Annotated in this window: 10 protein-coding genes; 7 read left to right on the top strand and 3 right to left on the bottom strand. The window is 44.6% G+C overall.

Annotation, left to right across the window (positions count from 1 at the left end):
- Positions 1-19: 19 nt before the first annotated feature.
- Positions 20-688 (bottom strand): NuoB/complex I 20 kDa subunit family protein, encoded by a 669-nt coding sequence (locus tag JMW94_RS08590; protein ID WP_025653094.1) that lies wholly within the window; start codon positions 686-688, stop codon positions 20-22.
- Between the two features lie 120 nt (positions 689-808).
- Positions 809-1432, bottom strand: a complete 624-nt coding sequence (ndhC, locus tag JMW94_RS08585; protein ID WP_055124534.1) for an NADH-quinone oxidoreductase subunit A — start codon at positions 1430-1432, stop codon at positions 809-811.
- A gap of 901 nt (positions 1433-2333) precedes the next feature.
- Between ndhC and JMW94_RS08580 the strand changes: the two genes are divergently transcribed.
- The 6 genes from JMW94_RS08580 to JMW94_RS08555 all read left to right on the top strand — a co-directional run bounded on the left by JMW94_RS08580 (position 2334) and on the right by JMW94_RS08555 (position 9538).
- Positions 2334-4367 carry a UvrD-helicase domain-containing protein gene (locus JMW94_RS08580; RefSeq protein ID WP_060490569.1) on the top strand — a complete coding sequence of 678 codons (2034 nt, stop codon included), beginning with the start codon at positions 2334-2336 and terminating at the stop codon, positions 4365-4367.
- Positions 4368-4479: 112 nt separating this feature from the next.
- A complete protein-coding gene (gene mgtE, locus JMW94_RS08575; RefSeq protein ID WP_083475673.1) occupies positions 4480-5883 on the top strand; it encodes a magnesium transporter in 1404 nt (467 codons plus the stop codon).
- A gap of 78 nt (positions 5884-5961) precedes the next feature.
- The gene (gene dut / locus JMW94_RS08570; protein ID WP_045444733.1) at positions 5962-6426 is read left to right on the top strand and encodes a dUTP diphosphatase; all 465 of its coding nucleotides are present in this window, start codon (positions 5962-5964) and stop codon (positions 6424-6426) included.
- Between the two features lie 90 nt (positions 6427-6516).
- Positions 6517-8295, top strand: coding sequence for a phosphomannomutase/phosphoglucomutase (locus JMW94_RS08565; RefSeq protein WP_201603966.1), 1779 nt, complete (start codon positions 6517-6519; stop codon positions 8293-8295).
- A gap of 82 nt (positions 8296-8377) precedes the next feature.
- Positions 8378-9292, top strand: a complete 915-nt coding sequence (gene argB, locus JMW94_RS08560) for an acetylglutamate kinase (RefSeq protein ID WP_055124537.1) — start codon at positions 8378-8380, stop codon at positions 9290-9292.
- 12 nt (positions 9293-9304) lie between these two features.
- Positions 9305-9538, top strand: coding sequence for a hypothetical protein (locus JMW94_RS08555; protein WP_055124538.1), 234 nt, complete (start codon positions 9305-9307; stop codon positions 9536-9538).
- Positions 9539-9569: 31 nt separating this feature from the next.
- On the opposite strand, the gene JMW94_RS08550 is transcribed toward JMW94_RS08555, so the two are convergent.
- Positions 9570-9941 (bottom strand): arsenate reductase, encoded by a 372-nt coding sequence (locus JMW94_RS08550; protein WP_201603964.1) that lies wholly within the window; start codon positions 9939-9941, stop codon positions 9570-9572.
- Between the two features lie 226 nt (positions 9942-10167).
- Between JMW94_RS08550 and leuS the strand changes: the two genes are divergently transcribed.
- Complete coding sequence (gene leuS, locus JMW94_RS08545; protein WP_201603962.1) at positions 10168-12855, top strand: leucine--tRNA ligase; 2688 nt, start codon at positions 10168-10170, stop codon at positions 12853-12855.
- The last annotated feature ends 39 nt before the right edge of the window (positions 12856-12894 follow it).

The following is a 12894-nucleotide window of genomic DNA, read 5'->3' as shown; positions in this document are numbered from 1 at the left end:
TTGGCTACAGGCTCGTTGATTAAATACTGTCTGGGCTACGCAAGTTTTTCACAGCGATACGATCTGCTTGCTTACGGTCACGCTCAGGCGTCATTTGTGGCTGATAGATACCCTGATCATTGACATGAATACCTAGCGGGCGACGCTCTTTAGTAATCGACTCTTGCAGCAACATCAAGCCTTGGATCAACGCTTCTGGACGCGGCGGACAACCGGGCACATAGACATCAACAGGGATAATTTTATCCACGCCTTGCACGACCGAATAGATATCATACATACCGCCAGAGTTGGCACAGGCACCCATCGAGATAACCCATTTTGGCTCAAGCATTTGCTCATAAAGACGTTGAATAACAGGTGCCATTTTGACAAAACACGTACCGGCGACGATCATGACATCTGCCTGACGAGGCGAGGCACGAATAACCTCAGCACCAAAGCGTGATAAGTCATGAACAGCGGTTAAGGTAGTGGCATATTCGACGTAACAGCAAGAGGTACCAAAGTTAAATGGCCATAGTGAGTGCTTGCGCCCCCAGTTTGCTGTTGAATGGACGAGGTCTTCGAGACGACCCATAAAGACGTTTTTATTCACTTCGTCTTCGATAGGGTCATTGACCGTTTGACTGGTCTGTGCAGGGTAGACATCTGCATCAGGGTTGGCTTTTGTTAATGTGTATTTCATAACATACAACCTTTATATTAGGCGAAGCGCAGCAATCATCTTGCTTCCGCTATCGCCTTAACTTCTATTATTAATAGGCGACCATTTTGCAGTAACGTGCCACAAGACCGTCAAAAGCGATTAGCGTTTGACTTTGTCTTGTTGCGCAGATGTGGCAAAATCCATGGAAGTCACATTACCAGTAGTATTAATATGATCGATATTTTGCAAGTGACGACGGTTGGTCTCGATATTGTTCGAGACATTAATCTGCCCTGAAGACTGGGCTGGTATCTTGCCAGTTGGATCGACCATCAGCTCATCGACTCCATCAAACTGCGTAATATCTGCCAAATTAAAACCTGCTGGAGCTGCATATAGACGTGGTTGCTTGCGGCGCTTGTCCGATGGTGCCCAATTCATCGCACCCAGACTGAGCTCGTATACCAAGCCTATAATCAAGATGGTAATGAATATCGCGGCAGCAGCGAAGCCCAGCCAGCCTGCTTCACGTACTGAAACGGCATAAGCGTATAAATATAGCGCTTCTAAATCAAAGATAACGAAGAAGATTGCCACCAAATAGAATTTGGCAGACAAACGAATACGGGCGTTGCCAGCTCCGACAACACCCGCTTCAAATACTTCTTCTTTTTGTGAGCCCTGAGAGCGACCGCCAAGCAAACGCGGCACAACCAGCATAAAGACCACTAGCCCAATGGCGGCTAAGATAAAAGCAATGGCTGACCAATTAAAAGCAGACATGATAATACGTGCTCCTCACCCAATCGAGTGTCAAGCGCAGCGCACATACTCACAAACTATAGAGTGGTAATAGCGACTGGCATAACGCAGACGAAAACACAAAGTAACTGCCATTGGGTCTTAATAACTCAATGACTCAATGGCTCATATAGATACTGTGCTGGTAATAACCAATTATCAAGCTTATTGACGACGATGTCAGACATGACCAACTATAGATACTCCGATATATAACGGAGAAAGGCTGGTCGCCTAACGCATCTTCTAACAACGTAAGATCAACGTATTAAATCAATATCATATTCGATAGTTTATTTAATTGATTTAATAGCTCATTACACGTGGTCAACAATGACGAGACAACTGGCATAAATTATTTACGTACTATACGCATATCAGTGCCTAAAAGCTAGTTTTTAACTGTATTGAACGGTCACTTTATAGGTGAAAGAAACATGTTTTTTTTGCCATAAATTATGATATAGACGTTACCTTATATTAAGCCCAAATCCACATTTTTGAATGGACGCTAGTATATATAGTATAAGTCACGAAAAATTAACGCTTTTTTACTGGGTGCCGATCCTTGAACTCCTCCCCAATGTGACGGTTTTTGCTTTATAATAACCCGCCTAATTGCATGGTAGTATCAGCGGCTGTTTTAACGATGGCGCTCTTGATTAATTGTCACAAAATATTAATGGTCATGAGCGTGATTAGCGGATAGGTTGATTAACCTTATCGACGCCATGTTTTGATATCGAGATGATGCAACAAGCTATAATGCTATGTTGCGCTATCGATCTGCCTCATACGTGCCTTTTTTATCTCACTGAGCAACGCTTGATATCAACACTCGCCTTTTTTGCTTTCTTTTTGCTTTTGTCTTACAGGTCACCTTATGAGTCAACTTAATCCCAAACAACAAGAAGCGATGCTTTACGTATCCGGTCCATTGCTTGTGCTAGCAGGTGCCGGCTCCGGTAAGACATCGGTGATTACCCGCAAGATTGCGTATCTAATCGAAGAATGCAATATGCCAGCCGAGCGCATTACCGCGGTGACTTTTACCAATAAAGCGGCGCGCGAGATGAAAGCCCGTGTCAGTAAATTGCTGCCGAGTGAAAAAACTCGCGGGCTGACGGTGTCTACCTTTCACCAATTTGGGCTACAGTTTTTACGTTATGAGCTGATTCATACCCCGCTCAAAGGTAACTTCTCCATTATGGACAGCGACGACAGTAAGCGTTTGCTGATGGAGCTGATGATGCGCGACAATTTAAGCGGCGCTGAAAGTCGTGAATTGGTCGGCAAAGCCATTAAAATGATTTCTGACTGGAAAAACGATCTGATTGAACCAGATAAGGCGATGGAAACCTTAGACGATCCAGAAGACATGATTTTTGCGACCCTCTATGCCTTATATGAGCGCAATTTGCGTGCTTATAACGCCGTTGATTTCGATGATTTGATTGTCCTGCCGACCAAGATATTACGTGAAAACAGAGAGCTGCGCGATAAATGGCAAAACCGTATTCGTTACTTGCTCGTCGATGAATATCAAGATACCAACACCGCCCAGTATGAGATGATTAAATACTTAGTCGGACCGCAAGGGCGTTTTACTGTCGTGGGCGATGACGATCAATCTATCTATGCGTGGCGCGGTGCAAAACCAGAAAACATGGCGCTACTTAAAGAAGATTTCCCAAAACTCAAAATCGTCATGCTTGAGCAAAACTATCGCTCGACCACGCGTATTTTGACCTCTGCCAATGCCGTTATTACCAATAACGAGCATTTATTTGAAAAGAAACTCTGGTCAGATAAAGGTCAAGGCGAAAAAATTCGCATTATTAACTGTCGTAACGATGATGATGAGTCTGAGCGTGTGGCAAAAGAGATTGTCACTCATAAACTGCGTTTCGGTAATGAGTGGGAGCAGTATGCGGTTCTATATCGTAGTAACTTTCAGGCGCGCATGCTAGAGGCGCAGTTGCGTCAATTGCAAGTGCCTTATAAGTTGTCGGGTGGTCAGTCGTTCTTTGCGCGTAGTGAAATTAAAGACATCATGGGCTATCTGCGTTTGATTCTGAACCCTGAAGATGACAGTGCATTTTTGCGCATTATTAATACGCCTAAGCGCGGTATGGGACCAGCAACGCTAGAAAAGTTAGGCTTATTTTCACAAGAGCATAGCATCTCGCTACTCGCTTCTTGTACGCATGCAGGGCTTGCGCATGTTTTACCGTCGAAGGCTTATGGTACGATAAAGGAGTTCGGTGAGTTTATTGAACATTATACGCGTGAGCTGGATCAGCATCCTGACCCTGTGCCTATCGTTCGTCAAATGATTGATGAAACGGGTTATATCGACTTTGTGCGTAGCGACGCCAAAACCCCACAACAAGAAAAAAACCGTATCGATAATATTGATATGCTCTACACTAGTATTCAATCGCTGATTAATCGCGCTGAAGAAGACGAAGATCGCACCATTGATACCATCATTCGTAAGCTGGTGTTGCTGGATATGCTCGAGCAACAGCAAGAAGAAGAAAATACCAACAAGGTTAACTTGATGACCTTGCATGCAGCAAAAGGTTTGGAATTTGATTTTGTGTATATCATGGGGCTTGAGGAAGAAATGCTACCGCACCGCAATTCTATCCTAAGCGAGACGGTCGAAGAAGAACGGCGCTTGATGTATGTCGGCATTACTCGTGCGCGTCGAGAGCTGACATTGACGCTAGCGACTCAGCGCCGTGCGGGCGGTCAGATGCGTGTCACTTCTGAATCGCGCTTTTTAGATGAGTTACCAGAAGAGCATATCGACTGGCCAGCCAAGGCAAAAAAGAAAAAAGCGACTAAAGACCCTGAAGCCGTTGCTGATGAATACTTGGCTAATATTCGCGCTTTATTGGGTAATCGTTAGCGTTTGGCTCAGCGCTTGAGAGCATCACCAGTTAGCGACATGAGAAATTAGCACTTATTCGACATTTTAGTGTTTGTTATTATTTATACTTTTTAAAAACTTTGGAACCTTTATGCCTACCCCTATGCCTGATCAGGAACGACCATCTACGCTACAGGGAGATTATAATCCGGCAGAGTATAGCGGCGAATATAAGCTTCTATACCTGCAAAGTTTGGTTGCTGACAAGGCTTACGAGGCGATTACTGAGTTTTTAGAAAAGCAGTCCAAATATGAGATTGCGAGCCTATTAGAATCGTTCCCTAGCCAAAATCGCTTATTGATTTGGGCACAAGTACCAGAAAACATCAAAGGCGAAGTGCTTGCCGAGTTAGAGTTTGATACACGCCAGCCGCTGTTAGAAAACGTCTCATCGAAAGATATTTCCTTATTTACTCAAGACCTTGATGCGCAAGACATCTCTGAGATTTTAGATACTGTCACCGAAAGTGTGCGTACCTCGGTCATGGCAACCTTGGATGAAGACATCCGAGTGCAGGTCAACAAGCTTGACACCTATGCTGACTGGGAAGTCGGTCGTTATATGGATCCTGACCTCATTCAGATCAGGGATGATATCACCCTTGCAGAAGTACAAAACTGGCTACGAGAAAATGACGATTTGCTCGATGATGAAAGCCAAGAGCTGCTGGTCGTCGATCAAAGCCAACAATTACTCGGGCTGCTCAGTCTGGTCGATTTGATTAAACATGATCAAACTACCTTAGTCTCAGAATTGATTGATAACGCCATTACTATTAACGATCGCTTAGACATTCAAGATGCCGCAGCGATTTTTCGCTCAGAGGATATTCGTTTTGCCCCCGTTATTAATAGCCATGGTGAGTTGGTCGGTCAGTTAAATGGCGAGGACATCATGGAAATTATCCAAGATGATGTCGATAGCACCATGAAAAATCTCGCAGGTGTCAGCCAAGATGAAGAGCTGTTTGCGCCTATTTTAACCAGTGCCAAAAGCCGCAGTATTTGGCTAGGCATTAACCTGTGTACCGCCTTATTGGCGGCGGCTGTGATTGGTCAGTTCGAGGCGGTACTGGCAAAAGTGGTGGCGCTGGCGATACTCATGCCTGTGGTTGCGAGTATGGGCGGTATTGCTGGGTCTCAGACATTAACTGTGGTTATTCGTGGTATGGCGATGGGTCAAATCGGTGGTTCCAACCGTTTGTGGTTATTAAATAAAGAGCTGTGGGTTGGCGCGATAAACGGTATCATATGGGCGATAATCATGGCGATTATTGCCCAACTATGGTTTCATGACATTAAAATCAGTGCCGTCATTGGTTTTGCCATTGCCATTAATATGACCGCCGCCAATGTGTCAGGCATTAGTATTCCACTGCTCCTAAAACGCATGAATATTGACCCTGCCCTATCCGCCTCGGTTATCTTAACCACCGTGACGGATATCGTCGGCTTTATGTCATTCTTGGGTTTGGCGAGTGTGTTGATACTATAATCACATAGCCAACGTTAATACTATATTATTTAGAAACAATATTATTTAGAAACTATCCAACCGTTAAGTGAGTGCGTTATGCAAGCTGTACAAGTTAAAGTATTAAACCCTAAAATTACTGAAGATAAAGCGTTCTCGTTACCGACACGCGCCACTGATGGCAGCGCTGGTATCGACTTGCGCGCTTGTATTGATGAGCCATTGACGATTAAAGCAGGTGCCACACATTTAATTGGTACTGGTTTGGCGGTTTATATCCAAGACCCTAACTTTGCAGGGATGATTTTACCGCGCTCAGGTCTTGGTCATAAGCACGGTATCGTCTTGGGTAATTTGGTTGGCTTAATTGATGCCGATTATCAAGGTGAGCTGATGGTCAGTATTTGGAATCGTAGTAATGAAGACTTTGTGTTGAATCCTGCGGAACGTATGGCACAATATGTCGTCGTACCCGTTGCCCGCCCTGAGTTTGAAGTGGTATCAGAATTTAGTGATACCAGTGCACGCGGTGCAGGCGGCTTTGGACATTCAGGCCGCCAGTAATCAGTTATCATTACTGATTTGCCATGTTAATTATCTTTTAGTCATCACAAAATCACCATCACGTGAATCACGCCATAAGGAGAGTAAGCGATGCCGTCTTTTGCTGCGCAGCAATGCTTATTTCGTGCTTATGATATTCGTGGTTCACGCCAGCATTTTACGACGGATTTTATCCAAGCATTAGGCAAGGCATTTGCTCAGCTTTATAGTGCCACAGATTGCGACTCAACCGCAGCTCCTGCCAAAGCCTGCCTGCCAAAACCAAGTATTGACCGCAAAAAAACCATCATTGTGCTTGGTTATGATGTGCGTCTCGGTAGTGATATTATCGCTCAGAGATTGGCTAATACACTGACTGAATATGGCTTACAGGTTATCCAGCTGGGGTTAATTACTACCCCCATGATGGTTTTTTGGGCAGAGCAATACTCGGGTCATGGCATTATCGTTACCGCCAGTCATTCTGCTAAAGATATTTTAGGTATCAAATGGCTGGTCAATCATCAATCTCCGAGTCATGCAGAGATTCAGTTGCTTTGGCAAAAAACACGGGCTAACTATGCCTGCCACCTCAATCACGCTCAAGCACAGATTGATGCTCAAAATACGCTGAAAAATACAACTGCTAAATCTATTTGTAATCAGCCGTTTAATTTATCTGATACACAAGTCGTGACGACTTATATTGAGGCTATCGCGCAAGTTTTTAAGCAAATCCATCCCTGTAATACACAACACTCCAAAGATAACCAACAACCATCTGAAACCCTTGATGTGGTGGTAGTCATAGACTGCATGCATGGGGCGACCAGTAATATCGCCCAGCGTTTATTTGAGCATTTTTGCCAGCAGGTCATCATGATTAATGACCTCGCAGATGGCAGTTTTCCCTCTGGCAATCCTGATCCCACTGAACCCCACCGTCTTAAACAATTACAGCGAAGTGTGCGTCAACATCAAGCAGATATAGGTATCGCTTTTGATGGCGATGGCGATCGCTTAATGATCGTCGATAATAGCGGTAAAGTTGTCACGCCCGATCACTTGCTATATTTATTAGCACAAGTGGCACTGACCGAACACCCTGAAACGCTGTGTTATAAAAGCCCAGTCCATTCACAACTGCCTTTTCAAATCCTTTTTGATATCAAATGCTCCCATCATCTACCGAACCTCTTGTCTGAGCTTGGCGCAACACCTGTGCTCAGTAAAACGGGCAGCAGCTTTATGCGCCGACAGATGCAGCAGTCTGCTGGTCAAATTGTCTTTGCGGGTGAATTGTCAGGGCATTTCATATTTAACGATAGCCGCTTTATTATCTATGATGATGCCATGTACGCGGCCTTGCGATTGCTGCATTGGCTAGCGGCTTACGATGCTCACGGTAAAAAATCTCTGACTGATATTACAGAGCAATTGCCTGCTATGGTCAGTACAGCGGATCATTATTTGCCGATGCCTAAAACCCTTAAAAAAGACGATGCTATCGTCGAACAGCTGACCAAATTTTGTCAGTATTTACGCCAACTCGTAGAAGCGACTGTAGCAAAAGATTCTGGTGATCATTGGATAGCTACTAGCCAGCCATCGCTTTGCCGTTGTTCGATGAGTCGGCAATATATGACGTCCAAGCAAGCCAAATGCTTATTGCCAGTGGGGACGAAGCTGAGCTGTATTGATGGCGTGCGTTTGGATTTCGACCATGGTTTTGGGGTGCTCCGCCAATCAAACACCAGTCACAATCTTACCGCACGCTTTGCTGGTGATAGCATAGAAGACTTACGCGACATCCAAGCAAAATTTGCCGCTTTATGTCGCCCATTTGATAAAAAACTGGCGGAACAAATTGTCGCTATTCCTGCCGAATAGTTTTGAGCAAAACAGTTACCGTCAAAGTAGTTGCTGTCAAATAAAAATATGACTTTTTAATACCATAACTTAGGAGTTTATAATGACGCTTAATTTAGATGATGCCAAAAACACTGCTGAAGTATTGACCACAGCGCTACCTTATATCCAGCGCTTTGTCGATAAGCTTATCGTGGTCAAATACGGCGGCAATGCGATGACGGATCCTGCGCTTGAAAGCTCATTTGCCCGCGACATCGTCTTGTTAAAAACCGTTGGCATTCATCCCGTGGTCGTACATGGCGGTGGTCCACAAGTGGATAATTTATTAAAAGAGTTGGGGCGTCAGTCAGACCGTATCGATGGTATGCGCGTCACCGATAAAAGCACCATGGATATCGTCGAGATGGTCTTAGGTGGTAGCGTCAACAAATCTATTGTTAGCTTAATCAACAAGCACGGTGGCCGCGCCATTGGTCTGACGGGTAAAGATGCCAATTTAATCCTAGCCAAAAAACTGATGATGGAAAAAATTGGCGCAGATGGAATTGCTGTGCCTGTCGATTTAGGGTTTGTCGGTGATGTGGTCAGTGTCAACAAAGACGTGATTAACATGCTCATTGCCTCTGACTTCATTCCCGTCATCGCGCCGCTTGGGGTCGATAGCGAAGGCAATACGTACAATATCAATGCCGACTTGGTTGCAGGTAAAGTAGCGGAATTTTTACAAGCTGAAAAGCTCATGCTTCTAACCAATATCAAAGGTGTGCTGGGTCGTGACGGCGAAGTCGTGACTGGACTCACGCCAAAGAAAGTCGACAGCCTCATTGAAGATGGCACTATCTCAGGCGGTATGATTCCCAAAATCCAATGTGCACTTGATGCGGTACGTAGCGGCGTAAAAAGCGCGGTGATCGTCGATGGTCGTGTGCCTCATGCCACACTGTTAGAGATTTTCACCAACGAAGGGGTTGGTACATTAATCAGTCGTGATTTAGGCTCATCATTGGCCGAGTAGCAGGAGTAAATCATGGCATTGTGGCTCTGGTGTCTACTTTTTATCTTAGAAAGCTTGTATTGCTGGTGGATTATTGGCTATGGTGGCGCAAAATGGATAGAAGGGTGGAAGTCATTTTTCCTCATTGAGTGGTTTGCACTAGATTGGAATGCCGAACAAATTCGCTTTTACGTCTTGCTTATATGGCTCGCAAGTGTGATTTGGTTTATTTTAGGTGTTATAAAGCCTGAGCTAAGAGGTTCTTAGCTCAGGCTTTATTAATGGTAGCCGTATTCTTTTACGAAAAAACTTTATCAAACTCGGCTTCGTCAAAGCCGCATAATAATAATGGCTTATTTTTATCTACCCGCTCACCTTCAACTATCGGACGCTTAATCATACTGGTATTTTCTACGAGCAAATCAATTGCGTTATCTAGACTAGCATCAGCCGCTTGCTTTTGACTGTCGTCTAGTTTGCGCCATGTCGTACCGCGCTTATTGAGCACTTTATCAATGCCTAATTCATCTACCCAACGCTTAACGCTATCTTTATCGATACCTTGTTTTTTATAATCATGAAATTCATAACTGACACCTAGCTCGTCTAGTTTGGTAAAGGCTTTTTTCATGGTGCTGCAAGATTTGATACCGTAAATAGTGATGGTCATAAAAACTCCAAATCAATGATCATTATTTTGTTTATTATACCTAAGCCTATGGGTATTTGGTTTATGATAACCAAAACATTAAAAACCCACTCAAATTTTCGAATTTGTATTCTTCGTCATGCGCAAACGCCCTATCATATCGTCGCAATTTTCGCCAAATTACGCTATGCTATGGCATTGTGAAATTTCACCCAATTTATTCGTATTAATCAATCTCGAGCCAACTATGAGCAATACTGTGACATCTGACCAAGCTGAAAACAATCATTATAACCCACAAGCGATAGAAGCGGCGCAGCAAGCCAAATGGGCAACTGACAAGCGCTTTGAAGTGAGCAATGAGCCAAGCGATAAGCCAAGTCGCTATATGCTGTCGATGTTCCCTTATCCAAGCGGTAAGCTGCATATGGGTCACGTGCGTAACTATACGATTTCTGATGTACTGAGCCGTTATTATCGCCTCAAGGGCTATGAAGTCATGCAGCCTATGGGCTGGGATGGCTTTGGCTTACCAGCAGAAAACGCGGCAATTGCCAATCAGACGCCACCTGCCAAATGGACCTTTGCCAATATTGACAGCATGCGCGCGCAGCTTAAACTGCTTGGCTTATCAATCGACTGGTCACGTGAATTTGCTACTTGCAGCCCTGAGTATTATCAGTGGGAACAGTGGTTGTTTTTGCAGTTGTACAAAAAAGGCTTGGTCTACAAAAAACTGTCGACCGTCAACTGGGATCCTGTTGATAATACCGTCTTAGCCAACGAGCAAGTCATCGATGGTAAAGGCTGGCGTAGTGGCGCTGCGGTCGAAAAGCGCGACATTCCGATGTATTACTTTAATATCACTGATTATGCTGACGAATTACTTGATGACTTAGACCAATTAGAAGGTCACTGGCCATCAGAAGTATTGACCATGCAGCGCAACTGGATTGGTCGTAGCGCAGGCATGGAAGTACACTTCCCTTATGAGCTTGCTGGCGAGACCAATACCTTAGATGTGTTCACTACTCGCCCTGATACTTTGATGGGTGTGACTTATGTGGCAGTCGCGGCCGAACATCCGCTAGCGCAGTATGCGGCTGAGCATGATGAAGCGATTGCGCAATTCTGTGCGCTTTGCAAAAAAGGCTCAGTTGCAGAAGCAGACCTAGCTAAAGCTGAAAAAATCGGCATGGCTACTGGTCTTACGGTCACGCACCCACTCACTGGCGAAGAAGTGCCAGTATGGGTTGCCAACTATGTGCTTATGAGCTACGGCTCAGGCGCGGTGATGGCTGTCCCTGCTCATGATGAGCGTGATTATGAATTTGCGATTAAATACAGCTTACCCATTAAACAAGTCATCGATATCCCTGTCGGCTATTTCGATGCGTTGGAAGCAGATGCAAAGGCGAACGATACTGAGATTAATCGTGCTTATACCGAACGCAATACTTTGGTCAATTCAGGTGAATTTGATGGGTTAGACTTTGAGCAAGCATTTGAAGCGATGCTGACCAAACTAGAACCACAAGAGCTTGCTAAGAAAAAAATCCAATACCGTCTCCGTGATTGGGGTGTCTCTCGCCAGCGTTATTGGGGCTGCCCTATCCCAATGGTAAACTGTGAGCATTGCGGCACCGTACCTGTCGAAGAGCAAGATTTGCCCGTTGTCTTGCCGACTGATGTCGTTCCTGATGGTCGCGGAAATCCGTTAAAAAACATTCCAGAATTTGTCAATACGACATGTCCTAAATGCGGTAATCCTGCTGAGCGCGAAACCGATACCTTTGATACCTTTGTGGAGTCAAGCTGGTACTATGCACGCTTTGCAAGCCCAAATGATGCGCAAAGCATGGTCAACAAATCTGCCGCCAATAAGTGGCTGCCTGTCGATCAATACATCGGCGGTGTTGAGCACGCGGTGATGCATCTACTTTATGCACGCTTCTTCCATAAACTGATGCGTGATGAAGACTTGGTGTCAGGAAATGAGCCATTTGCTAATTTGATGACGCAAGGCATGGTATTGGCAGGGACATTCTATCGCCTAAATGAGGATGGCAGTACCACCTACTACTTTGCAGAAGACATTGATATCGACTATGACGAACGAGGTCAACCGATTAAAGCCATCTTAAAATCTGATGGGCAGCCGGTGACCATTGGCAAAATTGAAAAAATGTCTAAGTCAAAAAACAACGGTGTCGATCCGCAAATTACCATCGATAAATATGGCGCTGATACCGTTCGTCTTTATACGCTCTTTACCGCGCCTGCGGATCAAACGCTAGAATGGTCAGATGATGCGCTCAAAGGCCCTTATAACTTCGTTAAAAAAGTATGGCGTATTGCTACTGAACACATGCAAGCGCTTACTGCTGCGAATCTAAGTATCGAGACGCTGAACAATGAAGCTTTGAGCACTGATGGCTTAAGCAAAGAAGCCAAAAACTTACGCCGTAAAACTCATGAAACCATTGCTAAAATTGATAGTGATTTGGGTGATCGTTTGGCATTGAACACGCCTGTATCAAGTTTGATGGAGCTTGCCAACGAGCTGACTGGCTTTAAGGCCAATAACAAGCAAGACCTACAGGTACAGCATGAGGCATTGACGGATCTGCTGATTATGCTATCCGTATATGCGCCGCACATTGGTGAACATTTACTTGAGCAATTGGGTTTAAATACCATTACCTTGAATTATCCAGAAGTTGATAAAAATGCTCTGGTACAAGATATGATCACGATGGTGGTACAGGTCAATGGTAAAATGCGCGGTAAAATGGACGTAGCCCCAAATAGCGATCCAGAACAGCTAAAAGCACAAGCACGTTCAATGGAAAGTGTGGCAAAATTCTTGACTGGCGACATCAAAAAAGAAATCGTCGTCCCTAATAAGCTGGTAAACATCGTGGTGGTAGGCTAGATTTTTTAGGCTCAGTACTTTTTATTAGTTTAATGATTA

Source organism: Psychrobacter immobilis, assembly GCF_904846185.1.
Lineage (GTDB): Bacteria > Pseudomonadota > Gammaproteobacteria > Pseudomonadales > Moraxellaceae > Psychrobacter > Psychrobacter immobilis_B.
The sequence above is the reverse complement of the archived record's forward strand: the minus strand, read 5'-3'. Positions and strand labels throughout refer to the sequence as shown.

Coding starts and splice junctions, on each gene's coding strand:
- mgtE (WP_083475673.1), top strand. CDS start 4,480: ATGCCTACCCCTATGCCTGATCAGGAACGACCATCTACGCTACAGGGA.
- JMW94_RS08555 (WP_055124538.1), top strand. CDS start 9,305: ATGGCATTGTGGCTCTGGTGTCTACTTTTTATCTTAGAAAGCTTGTAT.
- argB (WP_055124537.1), top strand. CDS start 8,378: ATGACGCTTAATTTAGATGATGCCAAAAACACTGCTGAAGTATTGACC.
- JMW94_RS08550 (WP_201603964.1), bottom strand. CDS start 9,941: ATGACCATCACTATTTACGGTATCAAATCTTGCAGCACCATGAAAAAA.
- JMW94_RS08580 (WP_060490569.1), top strand. CDS start 2,334: ATGAGTCAACTTAATCCCAAACAACAAGAAGCGATGCTTTACGTATCC.
- JMW94_RS08565 (WP_201603966.1), top strand. CDS start 6,517: ATGCCGTCTTTTGCTGCGCAGCAATGCTTATTTCGTGCTTATGATATT.
- JMW94_RS08590 (WP_025653094.1), bottom strand. CDS start 688: ATGAAATACACATTAACAAAAGCCAACCCTGATGCAGATGTCTACCCT.
- ndhC (WP_055124534.1), bottom strand. CDS start 1,432: ATGTCTGCTTTTAATTGGTCAGCCATTGCTTTTATCTTAGCCGCCATT.
- leuS (WP_201603962.1), top strand. CDS start 10,168: ATGAGCAATACTGTGACATCTGACCAAGCTGAAAACAATCATTATAAC.
- dut (WP_045444733.1), top strand. CDS start 5,962: ATGCAAGCTGTACAAGTTAAAGTATTAAACCCTAAAATTACTGAAGAT.